Genomic DNA, 537 nt, shown 5'->3' with positions numbered 1-537 from the left:
GACCAAGTAACTCACATGCTTTTTCTTGCCTTGCCCCTGATTTCTGCGCGTCGGTAATGAGCTTTATCAATTCATGACGCTCAGTTGAGCTGGTTAATCGTCCTCGTTGAAACCCCAAAGCGCATCTGCTTTTTTTTTTGAGTACGAGTAAGGCGGCTGTTTCTGCTAACGCTTTGTCTTTACGATTAAGCTCTTTTTGAAGCTGCTTAATTTCTTGTTTGAGCTGTTTACTGTCTGATTTTACGGGCGTCGTTGAAGGCCCTTTAGCAAAATCTTGCTTCCATTGTTTAATATGATGCGGGTAAAGCCCTTTAGCGCGGAAATATTCATTAAGAGCTGCTTCATCTAAACTCGCACATTCAATAATGGCGTTAAGCCTTTCTTCTAAGCTCCAGTCATGAGGGCGTTTTTCTGTTGTCATGTGACTACCATTATTTTTAGTTTCAAGTTCATGGTTTTTAGCAAGCGCGATCCATCGTTGCAAGGTTGAATACCCGATGCCTAAATCAAGCGCAATATCTTCTAGGCGAACATCAT

Annotated in this window: 1 protein-coding gene; it reads right to left on the bottom strand. The window is 42.1% G+C overall.

Going from position 1 to position 537, the window contains the following annotated elements; translation table 11 throughout:
* Positions 1-537, bottom strand: a 537-nt coding sequence (locus I6E61_RS14035) for a transposase (RefSeq protein ID WP_197135307.1), incomplete at both ends; no start/stop codon positions are given.

It is taken from the genome of Psychrobacter sp. NZS113, assembly GCF_015864825.1.
GTDB lineage: Bacteria > Pseudomonadota > Gammaproteobacteria > Pseudomonadales > Moraxellaceae > Psychrobacter.
Note: the sequence above shows the minus strand (reverse complement) of the source record. Positions and strands in the feature narration are given on the sequence as shown.